The sequence below is a fragment of the Arthrobacter sp. 10N410 genome, assembly GCF_056394945.1.
The window spans coordinates 697,028-713,793 of record NZ_JBFTIP010000002.1 but is presented as its reverse complement, the minus strand read 5'-3'; the positions used below and the strand labels follow the sequence as shown (position 1 = coordinate 713,793).

Annotated in this window: 18 protein-coding genes; 10 read left to right on the top strand and 8 right to left on the bottom strand. The window is 62.4% G+C overall.

Going from position 1 to position 16,766, the window contains the following annotated elements; translation table 11 throughout:
• Positions 1–1,246 precede the first annotated feature (1,246 nt).
• Positions 1,247–1,423 carry a CsbD family protein gene (locus AC1DB8_RS07775; protein WP_476892663.1) on the bottom strand — a complete coding sequence of 59 codons (177 nt, stop codon included), beginning with the start codon at positions 1,421–1,423 and terminating at the stop codon, positions 1,247–1,249.
• Between the two features lie 959 nt (positions 1,424–2,382).
• Between AC1DB8_RS07775 and AC1DB8_RS07770 the strand changes: the two genes are divergently transcribed.
• The 3 genes from AC1DB8_RS07770 (at position 2,383) to AC1DB8_RS07760 (ending at position 5,323) form a co-directional block, all read left to right on the top strand.
• The gene (locus AC1DB8_RS07770) at positions 2,383–3,207 is read left to right on the top strand and encodes a helix-turn-helix domain-containing protein (protein ID WP_476892662.1); all 825 of its coding nucleotides are present in this window, start codon (positions 2,383–2,385) and stop codon (positions 3,205–3,207) included.
• Positions 3,208–3,416: 209 nt separating this feature from the next.
• Positions 3,417–4,343 carry an SDR family NAD(P)-dependent oxidoreductase gene (locus AC1DB8_RS07765; protein WP_476892661.1) on the top strand — a complete coding sequence of 309 codons (927 nt, stop codon included), beginning with the start codon at positions 3,417–3,419 and terminating at the stop codon, positions 4,341–4,343.
• On the top strand, positions 4,340–5,323 hold the full coding sequence (locus tag AC1DB8_RS07760) for an NAD(P)-dependent oxidoreductase (RefSeq protein ID WP_476892660.1): 984 nt from the start codon (positions 4,340–4,342) through the stop codon (positions 5,321–5,323). The genes AC1DB8_RS07765 and AC1DB8_RS07760 overlap by 4 nt, the downstream gene beginning before the upstream one ends.
• Positions 5,324–5,667: 344 nt before the next feature.
• Here AC1DB8_RS07760 and AC1DB8_RS07755 read toward each other — a convergent pair whose 3' ends face one another.
• The 5 genes from AC1DB8_RS07755 to AC1DB8_RS07735 all read right to left on the bottom strand — a co-directional run bounded on the left by AC1DB8_RS07755 (position 5,668) and on the right by AC1DB8_RS07735 (position 9,300).
• Positions 5,668–6,228, bottom strand: a complete 561-nt coding sequence (locus AC1DB8_RS07755; protein WP_476892659.1) for an NAD(P)H-dependent oxidoreductase — start codon at positions 6,226–6,228, stop codon at positions 5,668–5,670.
• 75 nt (positions 6,229–6,303) lie between these two features.
• Positions 6,304–6,729 (bottom strand): nuclear transport factor 2 family protein, encoded by a 426-nt coding sequence (locus AC1DB8_RS07750; protein WP_476892658.1) that lies wholly within the window; start codon positions 6,727–6,729, stop codon positions 6,304–6,306.
• A gap of 96 nt (positions 6,730–6,825) precedes the next feature.
• On the bottom strand, positions 6,826–7,659 hold the full coding sequence (locus AC1DB8_RS07745; RefSeq protein ID WP_476892657.1) for an alpha/beta fold hydrolase: 834 nt from the start codon (positions 7,657–7,659) through the stop codon (positions 6,826–6,828).
• 231 nt (positions 7,660–7,890) lie between these two features.
• Entirely contained in the window at positions 7,891–8,193 is a 303-nt protein-coding gene (locus AC1DB8_RS07740) for a tautomerase family protein (protein WP_476892656.1), read from the bottom strand.
• A 147-nt stretch (positions 8,194–8,340) separates the two neighbouring features.
• Positions 8,341–9,300, bottom strand: a complete 960-nt coding sequence (locus AC1DB8_RS07735; RefSeq protein WP_476892655.1) for a GlxA family transcriptional regulator — start codon at positions 9,298–9,300, stop codon at positions 8,341–8,343.
• Positions 9,301–10,231: 931 nt separating this feature from the next.
• On the opposite strand from AC1DB8_RS07735, the gene AC1DB8_RS07730 reads away from it, so the two are divergent.
• The 4 genes from AC1DB8_RS07730 (at position 10,232) to AC1DB8_RS07715 (ending at position 12,152) form a co-directional block, all read left to right on the top strand.
• Positions 10,232–10,903 carry a hypothetical protein gene (locus tag AC1DB8_RS07730; protein ID WP_476892654.1) on the top strand — a complete coding sequence of 224 codons (672 nt, stop codon included), beginning with the start codon at positions 10,232–10,234 and terminating at the stop codon, positions 10,901–10,903.
• 114 nt (positions 10,904–11,017) lie between these two features.
• Positions 11,018–11,227, top strand: a complete 210-nt coding sequence (locus tag AC1DB8_RS07725) for a hypothetical protein (RefSeq protein WP_476892653.1) — start codon at positions 11,018–11,020, stop codon at positions 11,225–11,227.
• A 233-nt stretch (positions 11,228–11,460) separates the two neighbouring features.
• Complete coding sequence (locus tag AC1DB8_RS07720) at positions 11,461–11,769, top strand: hypothetical protein (RefSeq protein ID WP_476892652.1); 309 nt, start codon at positions 11,461–11,463, stop codon at positions 11,767–11,769.
• A gap of 224 nt (positions 11,770–11,993) precedes the next feature.
• A complete protein-coding gene (locus tag AC1DB8_RS07715; protein WP_476892651.1) occupies positions 11,994–12,152 on the top strand; it encodes a hypothetical protein in 159 nt (52 codons plus the stop codon).
• A 42-nt stretch (positions 12,153–12,194) separates the two neighbouring features.
• Here AC1DB8_RS07715 and AC1DB8_RS07710 read toward each other — a convergent pair whose 3' ends face one another.
• Positions 12,195–12,428, bottom strand: a complete 234-nt coding sequence (locus tag AC1DB8_RS07710) for a hypothetical protein (protein ID WP_441418773.1) — start codon at positions 12,426–12,428, stop codon at positions 12,195–12,197.
• Positions 12,429–12,525: 97 nt separating this feature from the next.
• On the opposite strand from AC1DB8_RS07710, the gene AC1DB8_RS07705 reads away from it, so the two are divergent.
• On the top strand, positions 12,526–12,804 hold the full coding sequence (locus AC1DB8_RS07705; RefSeq protein WP_441418772.1) for a YciI family protein: 279 nt from the start codon (positions 12,526–12,528) through the stop codon (positions 12,802–12,804).
• A 305-nt stretch (positions 12,805–13,109) separates the two neighbouring features.
• Here AC1DB8_RS07705 and AC1DB8_RS07700 read toward each other — a convergent pair whose 3' ends face one another.
• Complete coding sequence (locus AC1DB8_RS07700; RefSeq protein ID WP_441418771.1) at positions 13,110–14,273, bottom strand: low temperature requirement protein A; 1,164 nt, start codon at positions 14,271–14,273, stop codon at positions 13,110–13,112.
• A gap of 681 nt (positions 14,274–14,954) precedes the next feature.
• Here AC1DB8_RS07700 and AC1DB8_RS07695 point away from each other — a divergent pair.
• Together AC1DB8_RS07695 and AC1DB8_RS07690 are read left to right on the top strand one after the other, a co-directional pair.
• Positions 14,955–15,173, top strand: a complete 219-nt coding sequence (locus tag AC1DB8_RS07695) for a hypothetical protein (RefSeq protein WP_441418770.1) — start codon at positions 14,955–14,957, stop codon at positions 15,171–15,173.
• A gap of 91 nt (positions 15,174–15,264) precedes the next feature.
• The gene (locus AC1DB8_RS07690; RefSeq protein WP_476892650.1) at positions 15,265–16,662 is read left to right on the top strand and encodes a sensor domain-containing phosphodiesterase; all 1,398 of its coding nucleotides are present in this window, start codon (positions 15,265–15,267) and stop codon (positions 16,660–16,662) included.
• The last annotated feature ends 104 nt before the right edge of the window (positions 16,663–16,766 follow it).

Sequence of the window (16,766 nt, the reverse complement as noted above, 5' to 3'; positions counted from 1 at the left end):
CCGCAGCCGAGGAAGACGCCGAGGTGGCCGGAGCGGAGGAAGCGTTGTTCGCCGGGCTGCAGGCAGCCAGGGAAAACATGAGCGAACCGGCAGCGGCAACGCCGAGGAAAGTCTTGATGGATGTACGCATGGGAGTGCTCCTTGGAAATGGCTCAATGGGTGTCCCGTCCCCGCCGCCCTGGTACGGGCTGACACTTTCCTGCGGGTCCGGCTTGGTCTGTCAGGAGTACTTCGGCAACACCCGCCCTCCCGGATGGGTCCCCACCGAACCGACACCAATCCGTTACCAACGCAATGGGGTGTCCTCCGGCTCAGTTATGCGGGTTCCAGCTGGGGCCTGAGGTTCTGCAAACCAACCTTGATGCGGGACTTGATCGTGGGAAGCGGTACGGAGAGCCTTTGAGGAATTTCCGTTCACTCATGCGGTTAAGCGGGTATAAACCGCGGTTCACTTCCTACGCCGTGAGGCTGTTCGGGCCTCAAGCAGAAACGCGACTTTGGTCGTGATGCAACGGGTACCTCGCTGCTGTTTGTTGCCCTCGTCCTGGGGCAGGCGCTCGGCGCGACGGCCGCAGGTGCCGTCGCCGCTGTCTGGGGGCTCGCGGCCACTTTTGTATTGGCAGCCGAAGTCACCGGAGCGGCAGTGGCCGCCCCGTATTGGCCTAGAACCGTAAATGAGACACCCCAACCCGAACGACGATCGAAACTATGGGACGCCCTTTAACGTCGTGCGAGTAGAGACACGACCCATACCCTGCTCTAAAGGAGCTTTCGCTCATTGAAGACGAACCAGCGTTAGGAAAGACGGTAGATCCCCCAGCGGTGACTCCCGACTAACTCCTCATCTGTCCATGCTGGGGTCAATTCGGGTTATCCACGGCTGAATTGGTGAGCCGTCCGGGTAGCTCCCTGGCCGCCGTAGCGGTGGATACCCTTCGAGAATTGTCCCCGGTTGTGGGCAGCCGAGCCCTGTTTCCGGTGCCACCGGAACCCGCCTCTGCCTGAAGTGCAGCAACGGTTTGGAGGCAGCAAAGCGCGCGGCTGCGCTATCCCAGTTTTTGAGGAATTAGTCCACGGGGACCGGGACCTGCACATGAAGCCCGATGCCCTGTCAACCGAAACTTATCAGTCACAGATGTTGGGACTTGAAGAAAGCTTCGGGAGCGGGCGCATGATCATTCCTGCTGCCAGGCAGCGGCAGAGGTGCGGTCTTCCGGAGCGCACCTCTGCCTCTTGGCTGCGTGTCTTAGTGTTTCTTGAAGGCATCCTTGATTTTTTCGCCGGCCTGCTTCAGGTCCGCTTTGAATTGCTCGCCCTTGCCCTCGGCCTTCAGCCGGTCGTTGCCGGTGGCATCGCCGGCGGCTGCTTTGCCCTTGCCGTGGAGTTTCTCGGCGGCGTTGTGGATCTTGTCACCCAAACCCATGGTAGTTCTCCTTATTTGGCCGCCCCCGCGACGTGAATGCCGTGGAGGCCGACAGTTAATTGTAGGGACGGAACCGTCAAGAGTGGGTGCGATGGACGACCGGAATAACCGGTGATTTGGGCCGGAATTGGCGGTCGGTGCCAACAGGTGGGTCCGCCGCATGGATCTTGGCCCCGTTTCTTCGCTGCGGGCAGACGGTTGTAATTTTAATGTTCCGTCATGCGACGTGTCGCTGTACTGAAACGGCACGGCTCCACGGTCCCGCGCGTTGCGCTGGTTTCATGAAATCATCGCCGACTACTTGAACTGAATCCGTGCAGCTTGCCGTTGCTGGACAGTCCCACTCCTGGACTCAGAGCGCCCGTGGGCGGCCGATCTAAGCCGCAGGTCTGCTGGATCCATGACATACCCACCAGCGCCCGGATGGATTCTCCGTCAGCTTAGGCAGACAACTCATAGGTCTCGACGCCTCCGACAGAGTTGCAGAGTCTGGAAGTAGCGACGTTGTCTGGAAGTAGTGAACTTTCGAACGCCTTGCACGCCACAGGCGCGCCGATGCAGTGGCAGCATGCCCCAGCCACGGCCCTGGACAACGAGTGGGTACCGGGTCGCTTACGCGGCCATGACTGGATTGGAGGAAGGGCGGACAATTACCGACAGAACCTCGTGTTCTGTGCACGCGAGGCCTGGAATTGGGACATGGCCGGCAAACGGGAGCGGGGAAGATCGGATAAATCGACATCCTTTGTCCGCTGGCGGAGCCCGAGAGGCGAAGCCCGCGTATTCGGTGACTTCCCGGAAGTGAGACTGGGCCATGAGTTGGGCAAAGAATTCCGAGGCACTTGAGCGCCTCCCACCATTCTGGACTCCCGATAAAGGACCATTAAGGCAATGGACAGTTCTTTTATGAAAGTTCGGCAGTGCCGCGTTTGATGAGCGCCCGGGCGTAGATTAGGTCCGTGGCAAAGAACGTCGCTTTCGGAGAGTACCTGCAGGCCCGCCGTAAGCTCATCCGGCCGGAAGACGTCGGACTGCGCAGCTACGGGCGGCGCCGGGTTGCGGGTCTTCGCCGTGAAGAGGTTGCAGGCCTGGCAGGCATCAGTGTCGATTACTACGTGCGCCTGGAGCAGGGCAAAGACCACCACCCGTCCCCGCAAATACTGGACGCTCTCGCACGCGCCCTGCGTCTGGACCCGCCCGCAACCGTCCATCTGCACCGGCTCGCGCAACCGGTCCCGCAGGCCGTGGCCAGTCCCGCGTCGGCCGGGGTGGCGGAAGGCTTGTCGTATTTGCTGGTCACGTTGACCCACGTTCCGGCCTTTGTTCAGGACCGCTTCATGAACGTCCTCGCCGCCAATCCGCTGGCCGTTGCCCTCTCCCCGAGGAACCAACCGGGCACGAACGTGTTGCGGGCAGCCTTCCTGGACCCCGCCGAACGGGAGCTCTACGAGGACTGGGAACACGTCATGGAGGACGCGACCGCGGGACTCCGCGCAGCTGTGGGGGAGTGCATCAACGACCCGCAACTCGAGGCGCTGGTCACCGAGCTATCGGAGCGCAGCACGTACTTCCTCCAGCTTTGGGGGCGCCACGATGTCCGCCCCAAGGTGGCGGGCAAGCGTCTGCTGCATCACCCGGTGGTGGGCGAACTCGAGCTCTTCCACGAAAAACTGGCCGTACCCGGAACGGACGGTCACCTCCTCGTCATTCACCACGCCGAGCCCGGCAGTGCCTCCGAACGGGCACTGGAGCGCCTGGCCCGGACACTCCCGGGCATGGCCTGACCCCTCCACGCTCGTCGGCCCTGAATTACCCCCGAGGGTGGCCCCGGCATTCATATGAATCGCAGGGTTCTGGCTGCCCGATTCCGGCGGGAGCACACTGAATTCTAGAGCTGCCCAGACCCCCGCGCTTATTCAGGCTTACAGCCGAAGGACGCCGGGCGGCTCTTCTGAAAAGACACTTCCCGACCCGCCGAAAGAGGACCAACCCCATGGCAAGAATCACCACTGGTTTCGGATTCAGCTCCACCACCTCGGATGTCACCGAGGGCATCGACTTCACCGGAAAGCGCGTCATCGTCACTGGCGGCGCCTCCGGCATCGGAATCGAAACAGCCCGCGCGTTCGCCAACATCGGTGCCGAGGTAACCCTGGCGGTGCGCAACGTCGAGGCCGCGACGCCGGTAGCCCAGGAATTGCGCGAGTCAACAGGCAACAACAACATCTTCCTCGGCCGGATGGACCTGGCTGACCTGTCCACCATCACCGCATTCGCCGACGAGTGGACCGGCCCGCTGCACGTGCTGGTCAACAACGCCGGAATCATGGCCCTGCCCGAACTCGAGCGCACACCGGAGGGCTGGGAAATGCAGTTCGCCACGAACTATCTGGGCCACTTCGCCCTCGCCCAGGCACTGCATGGCGCCCTCGCCGAGGCGGGGAACGCCCGTATCGTGTCCCTGAGCTCCAGTGGACACTTGTTCTCCCCGGTCATGTTCGATGACCCGCATTTCAACTTCGTCTCCTATGACGCATTTGTCGCTTACGGGCAGTCCAAGACCGCCTCAGCCCTGTTCGCCGTGGGCGTGACCGCGCGCTGGGCCGAGGACGGAATCACCTGCAACGCCGTCATGCCCGGGGCTATCGCCACCAAGCTCCAGCGCCATACCGGAGGGTTGCGGACTCCCGTCGAACGTCAGAAAACTCCCCAGCAGGGTGCGGCGACCACACTGTATGTGGCGACTTCTGCGGAGCTTGAGGGCATCGGCGGACGCTACTTTGAGGACGTCAATGAGGCCCGCAACGTGGACCACCGAGGCCCCGATTACACCGGAGTGGCACCCTACGCACTCGATCCGGCCAACGCAGAACGCCTCTGGGATCTCTCGACCGAACTACTGGCCCGGAAGACTGCGTGAAAGCCATCAACTCCTCCACAGAGAAAGACAATGACATGACCGGCAGCGCCGCCTCACCCGACGCAACACCGACCACACCAGCGATCACCTCGGGCACTGCCTCCGAACTGAGCGTCGGCTGGGTCGGCCTCGAAGACCAAGGAGCCCCCATGGCACGGGCCATCGCCGAGGCTGGCTTCGAACTGAACGTCTGGGTCCGTCGCGAGGCATCCTTGACCGCTCTCGACGGCCTCCCCTTCGTCCGGCACGAAACCCTCGCCGCGCTCGGCATGGCCACTGACGTGGTCGGATTGTGCCTTCGCGAGGACTCCGACATCGAGGAGGTCCTCACGTCGGGCGGCCTGCTCGGAAGCATGCGGCCGGGCACCATTCTCATCAACCACGGCACCGGACTTCCCGGGTATGCCGCCGCCATGGCCGAGCGGGCCGCCGACACAGGGGTCCTCGTCCTGGATGCACCGGTCAGTGGTGGCCGGCCTGGAGCCGAAGCACGTCAGCTGACGACTATCGTCGGCGGCCCCAGCCAGGCTCTGACCACGGCCCGTCCCGTCCTTGAAGCGTTCTCCGGGAAGGTCTCCCATATGGGCGCCGCCGGGTCGGGGCAGACAGGAAAACTCATTAACAACGCCCTGCTGATGATGAACCAGAAAAACGTCCAGGACATCCTCGCTCTGGCGAACAATCTGGACCTCGACCTCGGCGCGCTAACGGACCTACTGCTCTCCGGAACCGGTCGCAGCTTCGCCCTCGAGGCGCTCACCGGTGCCGTTACCACCACCAACGCCGACCATCTCAAGGACCTGCAGATCATCGACATGGACATCTTCGCCGCGGCCATGACAAGCCTCGGTCAGGACGTCACCGCCATCGACGACTACGCACGGGCCGGCGCCAGAGGCCTGCCGTTTGCCGCACACTTGATCGCCAGGGCGGCGGCCAGCGGATCTGCGGCAGTCCGTGCCGCCGAGGTTGTCCGCTAGCCCCTGTCGCTGTCGGCAGCAGTCCTTTCCTGTGGCGGCGGGACGTCTGTAAGCTCCCCGGTGGGGGCCGCTCCTGGAAGCTGCTGTTCCGGTGCGTCCCGGTGCGTCCTGGACGAAGACGGTGGAACGGCCAGCCTTCGGGGACTTCGTGACAAACTCGGCGTAGAAGCCGCCGTGTGCATCGCCCGGTACAAGGGCCAAGGGAATCCAAATGGTATCTCCCACCAGGCCTGCGACCCCCGGCGGCGCGGTCGGCTGAGCCGCCCAGCCGGAATACACCCTGCCGACCAGAGTGATGGGCGCCCGCCGGCTCCGGACCATACCCCGGGCGGCGGGCGCCTATGTCATGACACGTGCTCGGGCACGGAGCTTGCCTCTAGCAGGCGGCGGTAGTCCCGGGCGAGGTCCTGCAGCTGCTCTTCCGTCAGGTCACGCACCCCGTGCAGGACAAAGGGACTGAGCCATTGCATTCCGAGCCGACGGGCCGTGGCTTGCAGAGGGATGAGGATGTCGGTGAAGTCCCATCCGTGGAAGCCATCGGGGGAGTAGGCGTCCCTGGTCCCTCCTGTGCTGGTGGCGACGCGCAGTGTCTTACCGGCAAGGGCCCCCGGCGCCCCGGTGCCGTAGGCCCAGCCGCGGACCAGCACCTCATCCAGCCAGTTTTTGATGAAGGCGGGCGGGGCGTACCAGTGTGTCGGGTATTGCAGAACGATGTTGTCCGCCGCTTCCACCTCAGCCCTTTCAGCACCGAGGTTGATCCGGCCGTCCGGGTACAGGCGGCGCAGGTCACGTACCGCAAGACCGGGCGCATCCTCCAATGCGGCGGCCAGAGCGTGATTCACGCGGGACCGGCTGAGATCGGGGTGATCCAGAAGGACCAGCGTCCTAGGGATTGCGGGTGTCATTGTCGTTTTCCTTTCGGGTTGGAGGAGGGACGGGACAGGAGTTGTGTGTCTGGGCGGAGGATGTAACGGCCTGGATCATTGAGCCAGACCTAGGTCGGGCGCACCGGCAGGAGGTGCAACCTGGTTGTTCCACTGCCAGTGCGCCGTTGCTGCCCCGTGCTCGTTGAGAGTGACCACCCAGAGGTTGTCAAAGGTTCCAAGGGCCGGATAGGTTCCCGTACCCTGGGCAGCGAAGGTGTCTCCCGTAAGGTGCAGGAGCTTCCAGTCGAAGGTCCAGCAATCTGTTCCCTTCCATCCCGCCCTCAGTTTCCAGCCCGCGATGATTTCATCCAGACCATGCCAATCAGTCTCGTACGGCCGTTCGTGGAATTCGGCGTCCGGGGCATAAACTCCGGCTGTAGCGTCGACGCGGTTTGTCCTCCACGCTTGTACGTATCGATTCATCCATCGGGTGGCTTCGTGCTCACTCAGGAATTTGTCCATCTTCTGCTCTGCTTTCAAGGGTTCAAGGGTTCAAGGGTTCAAGGGTGTGAGGCTGTGATGAGCCGTAGAAGGTTCAGTTGGCAGGGAGGCCTGCGCCGAGGCCAGCCCGGGCGGTTACTTGGCCAGGAAGCGGAGCAGGATTTCGTTGATACTGGTGGCGTGCGTCCAGAGCATGCCGTGCGGTGCATCTACGAGTTCCACGTATTCGGCGGCCGGCAGGCGTTTGGTGAACTCACGGCCCGTCGAGTCGATCGGCAGGATGCGGTCCTGCGTTCCGTGCACGATTAGGGTCGGGACGGTGATCTTCTCGACGTCTGAGCGGAAGTCCGTCAGCCACGAGTCGACGACGGCGAAGGACGCGTACCAGGACGAGCCGGCGGCGACGTTCCAGGCGTTGCGCAGCGCTTCCTCGCTGAGCCGGTTTCCAAGGAATTTGTCGGTATTGAAGAAGTTGTCGTAGAAGTCGGCGAACCATGCGTAGCGATCGTCACTGGCGGCGTTGCGGATGCCGTCGAACACCGACGACGGAACGCCGCCAGGGTTGTCTTCGGTCTGCAGAAGGAACGGTTCGAGAGAGGCAAGGAACGCTGCCTTGGCCACGCGGGCCTGACCGTAGGTGCCGATATACCGTCCGACTTCGCCTGTGCCCATCGAGAAACCGACCAGGACGGCCTCCTGAAGGTCCAAGGTTTCGAGGACGGCCTTCAGGTCGGCTGCGAAGGTGTCGTAATCGTAGCCTGTAGTCGGTTTGCTGGATTTGCCGAACCCCCGGCGGTCGTATGTGATGACGCGGTAGCCGCCATTCAAGAGGGCCGCGGTTTGCTTTTCCCAGGAGCCACCATCCAACGGGTAGCCGTGGATAAGGACAACTGGCTGGCCCGTCCCGTGGTCCTCGTAGTAGAGCTCGATGTCCGTGCTGTTCTCGGTGCCGACTTTGATGTAGCCCATGTTTCTGATCCTTGTCTCGAGGCTGAGAACTAACGTTCTCGCAGCGTCATCGCCGCTCCGGTCGGAGTGAGGTGATTGCCTTCCTGTATTTGTTGTTCGTACGGGAGTTTCCTGCGCACAGTCCGGGTTCGGAAGGATTGGGTCAATTCCGCTGTCCCCTTCAATGGGCCCGGAGTCGCGCTGTGCACCGAACGGGGATTGGGGCGTCATGGATGACGTACCAAATTGGGGTTACTTTTCTTGAACCGGTGCTTTCTCTGCCAGTTCCGGCCGGGTAACCGGGTGGCCGTCAATAGACTCATAAACGCTCTTGGAACGGGCGAGTCCATCCATCAGGCTGGCCGGTCCCCTGAAGGGCAGACCGCCGATGTGCCAGCCGTCGGTGTGCAGTTCCTCTATGAGGACCCAGACCACCTCGCGGAAAGCTTCGGATCCTTCAAACTTGACCATGACGTCAGTTAGCGCAGCCGCCATCCGGTGCTTTTCGTCTTCCGTGAAGACGCCGTCGACGAGCTTGACGTTTACGAAGGGCATGACCGTCTCCTCTTTTATGGATGCTCCGGATTTCACCGGATGCATCCAGCATTGCCGAGGGAGCGCGTCGGCGGACCCGCGAATCCTGTCAACCAGCCCCCAGATGGCGTCAGCCTGCGACTGAGCAGGCGGTGAGGCTGGGAAGTATCAGGGCTGTGACAGGAGACTTTCCAGATACAGCGATGGACTCATTCCGATCTTCTGCGTGAAGACGCGCCTCATCGTTTCGGCACTTCCGAATCCGCTGGCGGCCGCAGCCGCCGAGACAGTGGCTCCTCTCTGGAGCATTGCCTGAGCGGCCTCGATACGTACCATTTCAACGTACCGACTAGGAGTGGTGTTGGTTGCCTCCTGAAATCGCCGGGTGAGGCTACTGGCGCTGAGATTCGTCATGGCGGCCATGGCATCAATCGAGTAGTTTGCGGCGGCATCGGCCGTGATGCTGTCCAGGAGTTTGCGGAGGGCGTGGTCGCGGGGTGCGCTCACGCGGACCGCGACCGGGCGCTGGGACTGGCCTCCCGGCCGTTGATTAGAAATAACCATTTGACGGACGACGGCGCGGGCAACGTCGGGGCCGTAGTCGTCTTCAACTTTGAATAGGGCCAGGTCGACCCCGGAACTGACACCCGCGGAAGTGATGATCGAACCGTCTTGCACAAACAACGCATCAGGGACGACATGTACCAGCGGATATGACCTGCTGAACCTTTCGATCTGGGTCCAGTGGGTGGTTGCGTTGCGGTAGTTCAGCAAGCCCCTCTGCGCCAGCAGAAAAGCACCGGTACAGACGGATGCGATCCTGTTGGCATCAGCCGTTAGATCGGAAACAGCGTTCACCAGCACCTGCTCGAAAGGTTTCGTCACCATCCCGTAAGCACCCGGAACGATGACTGTATCCAAAGGGCCTGTTTGTCCGGCTGCGGCCTCGGCGGTTAGATAGTGCCCGTTGGAAGCGCGCTTGGCGTTGCCGTCGGCGGAAACCAAAACGGTCTCGTAACGGGCCCCGAAGGCATTTGCGTGGTGGAACACATCCGCTGGCCCGGCAATGTCCACCATCGTGACGTTGTCGTGGATCAAGAATCCAATGGCCTGGCTTGGATTACTCACTTTTCACCGCAGTTTCTGAAATGTAGGGCTGCGCCGCGCAAAAGGGGGCGCCCACGGGCGCTTGTCTGGATGGCTTCCAATAATCATCAAACCTGACCCCTAAGTACGCAACAGACGAGTTCCGCCGTGGTCGCCCCGACGCTGAAGCCGATAACTCCCCTCAGTGCCCATGACGAGCCATCCCGCGCGCAGCGGCACGTGCACCGGAAGCATCTTGATGAACTGTGCGCGGAACCTGCATGATGAAGTTCACCCCTGCCGCCGCCTGGTCCGGAAAGTGGCTATGCTCGCCGGCGTGGAGCGGCGGGACGTTTCGCTGGAGGCGGCCCGTTGCAGGAATGACCGGCTGGTCCGATCAGCGGTCAGAAAGCGGGGTTGATGCCTTGGAGGCGAGGAGCTCTCCGGTGAGCTTGCAGCAGCGTCCCGGGCCTGGAAGCTGCCGGCGCCCTACTTGGGTTGCGCAATGCCTGCTGGGCAACCGCATCCCCAAGCACTGCTCGATCACGAGGCGGGATACCTGGCCCGAGCCGCGGATCGCTGGGTCCTCCGCAGAAGGCAGCATTGTGTCGTCACCGAAGTCGGTCCGAACACCAAGACTGAGGTAACGGACCCCGTCGTTCTGCGATCTGAGGCGAAGTGTGCAGCGCAATGACTTCCCACACCGAGTCGACTCGAGAAGCGTCCCATCCTTGGGCGCTGAAGAACGTCGCAGCCGCGTCCCCTGTGCGCCTGCTGACAGGACTTTGAGCCCTAGCCTCGGCGTATCGACTAGGCGACCCTCTCATAGGAGCGCCGTGTCTTTCAGAAGGAGTGGCATGGCGGCCGTCCAGTGACCTAGGTCCAATAGCCTCCGAATGTGCCTTGTGCAGTTATTTCCATCCCCACAGTTCACCTGTCACAGGCGGAATTCCAGACCGATGTGGAGCGTCAGATGGCAACTCCGATCCAATCCACAGTCACCCACCGTCGCGTTCTGCCGGTCGCCTGGCTGACCCGAACGGCCGTGGTGCTCTTCATTACAGCCCTGACCGTGGCTTTGCTACCGTCTGGGCCTCCACCAGCGGGGCAGGATATCTGGGCTACTGTCGTCGTCGGCTGTTTTGTTCTCAGTGTCGTCGCAGCGGTCGCAGCCCAGGCGCGAAAGCATCGCGTCATCCGCACGCGGCTTGGCTACTGGGCTCTGGCCTTCCTCATCCTTGCGGCGGCGATCATGGCTGCTGTCTCGGCAGGCATCTCAGTGGGCATGCAGGTGCCTGTAACCCCTGACGTGTTGATCTCCGCCGGCACCATTGCGCTCATCGTTGCGGCCGTGCTGGGCACTCTCGCGGCGTTCGGGGCTGACGGAGCAGCCGTTCGTTTCCTGCCGACAACGCCCGTGGGGTGGTGGGCCGCGGCCTTCCTAGCGGTCGCACTGGTTCTCGGGTTCAGCCCGTGGGCCGTCCTGACACCGGCGGCGATGGCCGGACCAGTCCTGGCCTTGGCGGCAATTGTTAGTTACCGGGAGCGCTCGGTGCTGTCGGCCATCGCATTGGTCGCCGGTCCGGCGCAGCTGGCTTTCTTTGATCTCGCCTTTTTCATCAGTCTCTTTACACCCCACCCCTAGGCGGAAGACGTGTCCCTGGCAATCACACCACGATCGGCCTCCGGGCGCTGGAGCCTGCTTTTCGCAGCCATAACCGTGGTGGCAACCCTCATCGCATGGATCACACTCCTGCCCATGATGGATTACCCATCCGCCACCTGGGTGCGGCACGCCCTTGGCCAGGCATGCATAGGACCCGCAGCCGCGGCAACAGCCCTGGGACTGGTCAGCATCATTCACTACAAGGAACGCTCCGCGCTGACCTGGGCGACCACCTTGGCCGCCCTCGCGGCGGCAGCGGCAGCGGGCGTGATGATGGTTACCGCTGTCGCTGAGTACCAGTAGGCCTCATCGCGTCCACTGGTGCATTCAAGCTAGGCGCCATTGTTACCCCCGGAGTCCGTGTTTGGTGGTTCCGAGATCATGGGAACTGTATCGACCGCTGCGGCACGTGACCTGGCGCCCCTCATCGAGGCGACTGCCGTCAGCTGGCAGCAGCGGTCGCCCCGACTACGATTTCCAGCGCCGGACCTATGCTTAGGTTTAACGCTTATCCGTTCCGCCGGAGGAGAACTCGAATGTCTCGCATCATTTCGACCGGCTTGGCCAAGACCGGTCTCCTGCTCGGCTACAAGGTCGCCCGCGATACAGGCAACAGACAGGCAGGCGGCGCCATTTTGGCAGCCTGCGGCTTGGCCGCCTTCACGGTTTGGAAAAACGACGCTGGCGCGGCCCGGGCTGCCGGCCTCACGGGCGCATATATTACGGCCTTTGGCGCGTCCCACCCCCTGGCGAAGAAGATCGGCGCGTGGCCGGCAGTATTCACCGTCACTGGGGTCATGGCGCTGGCCTCGATGATCTTCGGCGGGCACCGCAAGGAGTCCTAGTACTACAGAGCTGCTAGCTGTTCCCAGCCAGCAGGTTGGTTACATCTGCTGACGGGTGGTCATCCTCCGAGGACGCTGGCTTGTGGTCCTGGAGGCGGCGGCGGGCTTGGCTGCGACGTCGGTGGCCCGTGCCCACTTCCTGGAGGCCGGCCGGGCAGCTGGTCGGTTATGCGGGTTGCTGATTTCTTCTCGATGGGACGTTTGCAGAGGAGGCAGCCGCGGCCATGATGTTCACCGAATTCCAGCAGAAGGAGGGTGTCCACAATGTGCACACCCTGGGTTTCGGACGGGTCGTGCTGGCGCCGGACGGCCGGATTGCGGAGGAATCCGGGGGAGCGGCGGAAATTCAAGGCCCGCAGACGGGGCGCCGGAGTACCGGATGAAACGGGGGAGCCGGCGTCCTGGAAAACCGACGCGGAAGCGCCTCAGCGGGTGTCGTCGCGCTGCGTGAACTCGTGATCCAGTTCGTAGTGGCGGAATTCCGTTTCGCGATCCGATTCACCCGCAACGACGACCTCATGGTCGAGCTGGCGCTGGACCTGGCTGTCCAGTACCTGCAGGTCGTTGTCGGTCATCACTTCCAGATCTTCCGGGAACGCGTCGTCCGGGGTCAGCCGCAGCTTGTCCGTCATCTCTTCGCCAATCTTTGAGCCGTACATTCGTCTATTGTCGGATCAGTGTACTGAGTTATGGCCGCAAGACTCTCCTGTGTATGAAGCGGCACACCGCGACCGCTGCCATCGGTGGGATCGGCGCATGGACTTTGTCGTGCTCTACACGCTGCGCGAGGGCGCTGACCGGTCACGCATCCTCAAAACGTTTCCCCGCCACAAGGCCTACTACAAGGCCTTCCGCGAGGCAGGCGGCGGGCTTGTAGCCCCGGGCCCCTTCCAGACGGCGGATCCCGCAGCGGGTTCGATGGGTATCTTCACGTCCCGCGAGGATGCCGAGCGCTTCATCGCCGAAGACCCGTTCACGGTCGAAGGACTGGTGGACCCGCGCATTCTGGAATGGAACGCCGTCCGCTTCGAGTAAGGCGGTGACCGGCGGCACCTTCCACAGAACCGTCCTAGGCCAGATGTTCAGCGGCCCTCCGCATCATCGTGGCATCCGAGTCGGTCCTCGGACACTCCGTCCGCAGCCTCTCCCTGCTTCGTGTGGTCTCTGCTGTGAGCGCAGTGTTTCCGCAGGTCAGAGGCCTTGCGGGCGTGGGAGGTGGACAAGACTCCAAGAATTTGTGGCGTGCTTCGTAGCATCTCTCCCGTAGCCCGCGTTCTGAAGTTCACAAGATGAACGTCACTGCGTCGTTCTTGCTCTGTTGGCGGATCCGGCCCTCCGCCTTAGCGGGGCCCTCGTTCCGTTCGGCGGCGGCGGTTCACGGCATCTGCAACTGCCACGCCTATGAGCGGGAGCGCGGCGCCTATGGCGGCAACGAAGGCCGGGAGGAGGAAGCTCAGATTTGCCAGCACCGCCAAGGCTCCGATGCCGGCGAGATCAGACGGTTGGCGGTGGCCCAGTACCCGCCGGATAAAAAAGCCACGGGCGGCAAGGAAGAGAGCCGGGCCGCCAAAGAGGAACAGAACGGTGGCAAGATCGGGGCGGGCGGCCGGATCGCTGATGGCGAGCTGATCACCCACCGCCACCAAGATCAAGCCCGCCAGTAGCACGACCAAAGTGTTGCCTGCCAAGATGCCGGGTCGGAACTGATCATCAACAGAAGCAAGCTTTTTCAGAATTTCCTGTTCGAGGCTATAGAAGTAGCACCACCAGATCGCGACGCTTCCGGCCAAACTTACTGTTCCGGTTACAAATATCAAAGGGTCCGCCAGGTTGCCGGCAATCGCCAGACCGGTTGAGAGGATCGTCTCGCCAAGCGCGATCAGGTAGAACAACCCGAACCGCTCAAAGATCCTTTCTCCCGGGAGCGGGACCCGGCTTCCTTCGGTCTTCTGTCCAGGCAACCGGTGAGCCAGCATATGGCCGCCCAGATCGATCGCGGCAGCGACACCCCAGAACATCAGACGGGGCCCCGGACCGAAAAAGACGCCGGCAATCCAAAACGGAGCGCTCATACACCCCCAGATCAGCGTGCGCACGAAATGGTTGTGGGTGGTGCGGTCAAGTCCCACAGTCAGTAACCATGCACCCCGGCCCAGCTGGACCAGTAGATAGCTCGCGGCAAAAAGCCAGCCGAAGGCGCCAAACGCTGAGCCGATTGAGGCGTTCATGAATAGTGTGATCAGCATGACGATCAGTAGCATCCACTGCACCTCAAACCGCGAAGTGTCCAGCAACGTGGCCGCCCAGGTCGTGTACACCCACACCTTATAGACCGCGAGAAGAAGCACAAACGTCTCACCGGCCGCCACCCATGAAGGATGCTCCAGCAAGTGATGGGAAAGCTGCGACAGCGCGAACACAAAGACCAGATCGAAGAATAGCTCAAGCCGCGTAACCCGGCTTCCGGAGGTTGCGGAACGCATCAGCGACGTGGCACGGAACATTAGCATCCTTCACTGAGCCAGGAGCGGACGGACGCCCGTCCTGTTGTCGAAAGACTGACGACGGTCAGTAGAGAAGTCAAGGGGGAAATTGCCGGAGAGGTGTTACGGCGCACCCTCCGTCGGCGTGATGGTATCGGCGTGCGCGGGCGAACCCTTCCGGGGCGACCTCGGTCCAGGCCAACGGCCCGTCACAATGAGCCGGACGGTTGTCACCGAGCCGTCGACCCCAGCTTGGAAAGGTCATCGCGCGGCGGTGGCGAAACCCGTGCGGGCGGCGTCTCTTGCGCGACAGCGTTCGGCCTGCCTGTCCGGGGCCCTCGCCCCTGCACGTTCATACCCAGAGCACGACGGCGTGGCGGAGGAGCCGCCGCTCAGCTCGGGAACGCGGTCCGAGAGCTCCGTGGCAGCTTATTTAGTCAGCGTAATTCCGTTTTCACCTCACGAAACAGCCCATCCTTCGCCCAGCACTGAGCGGCTCCTGCACGAATTGATTGGTCCGGGATCAAAGAATGCACGCTTTGGAACAACACCCCGGTTTTTGCACGGCCACCGATCGTAGGATTTTTTGAAGGCAGGCACGCAGCTTCCGGCGAGGTTGCAGAGCCGCACGAGTGGCTCCGCTCAGGGATGCCGACCGCGGGAGCGAACTGCCTTTGAGTGCTATCAGAACAGGAACGACCTATGACCACCGCCGCCACCGGAATGACTTACTACGTCACAGCAGACGAGCCCCACTTGTTAGCCGAACGCCTCGATGCCGCCGAGGAACTGGCCCGGGCCCGGGCGCTGATGGAAGGTAATCACGGAATTCTCGTGACCCGCCATGGACCGAACTCGTTCACAGTAAACCTGAGCCAGGACGTTCCCTATGGAACCACTCAGGAATGCGACCTCGCCTAGAACGGGACCGTGGCGGCAACATACCCTCCCGCGTCACCGTATACCTGGAGGGATATCGCCGATGCTGAACCCAAATGATCCAATATCCGAAATGAGCAAGAAGGCTCGCATGTCCCCAGCCCCCACGGTCACCGGCCAAACTCGAACATCAGCATGCGGTCGATGGTTGCTGGCCGTTCTGTCACTGTGGGTGCTATCCGCGCTGTCGATACTGCTGCCTCTCCTGGTTGGTCTTCAGCCTTGGAACGGTCGCGGGGTCCCCGCCGAATTTTCCGTCTTCGCCTCGATACTGCTCCTTCCGGTTCTCCTTCATGCGGCCTGGAGCCTTGTCCGGCAACAGCGCCGCGATCAGATCGAGGCGTCGACGACCGCCAGACTGATGGACGCGGTCCTGGGCGCTACCAAGGTTTGGCTCTGGGCGGTAGGAGCAGATGGCCGGTTCACCTTCTCCAGCGTGGCAAGCCGGGAGCTGCTCGGCTACGAGCCCTCCGACCTTGTGGGACGCCCGTGCAGTCTCATCATCGACCTTTCCGACCTCAAGTCCGCACAGGAACCAGACCCAAGTGCCGGCCGACTAGGGCTTTTGCTTTCCGCCCGTCACCGGGATGGGCGGCGACGGAGCATCGAGGTCGTCGGATGGCGTCGGTCGGACGTGGAAGGCTGGGGAGCAGGATTTGAGGGAATCGCGCGGCCGCCGGCAGACTGCGCGGTGCAGCGCCCGGCAAATCAGGCGATCGCGGCGCGCCTCGATCGCCTGATCGCCACTCGGACACTGATCACAGCGTTTCAGCCGATCTGTCATCTGGGAACCGGCGAGATTATCGGCGCCGAAGCGCTCACTCGCTTCGTCAGCTCTCCTGTAAGGTCCCCGGATCAATGGTTTGCCGACGCCGATTCAATCGGGCGGGGCGCCGAACTCGAATTCCTCGCTTTGGAAACAGCCTTGCTCGCCGCTGCGGATCTTCCTGACCACCTCTATATCGCCGTCAATCTCTCCCCATCGGCATGCCTTGACCCGAGGCTAAGTGACATTGTGGGGAAATCAGGTGTGAAGCCCGAGCGTATCGTCGTAGAGCTGACCGAGCACTCAGCCGTCGCTGATTATGCACGCCTCGCGGCAGCATTGGCTCCGCTGAGAAGCGCTGGCTTACGCATTGCCATCGACGACGTCGGCGCCGGGTTCTCGTCGATGCGCCACATACTCAAGCTCGACCCAGAGCTCATCAAACTCGACCGGACAATCGTTGCGGGAATCGACAACGACCCGAAGCAGAGGGCCCTGTGCGCGGCGATGGTCAGTTTCTCGTTCCAAATCGAGGCATGCCTGGTCGCCGAGGGAATCGAAACCCATGCAGAACTGGCGGCCGTTACCGAGATGGGAGTGAACGCCGGGCAGGGCTACCTCTTGGGTCGGCCATCTGTTTTGTCGGCGGACTGGTCCCATTGGAGGCAGCGGAACCGGTCGTCACCGAATGAAGATGCCGAATGAAATGACACTTGAACGGTGACTGCTTCGGAGCCGGTCGGCCTCCGGCCAATGCTTCTGACTGGCGCGGGTTTGCGCGCTTTGCCGGGCCAGGAGCACCCACGCCA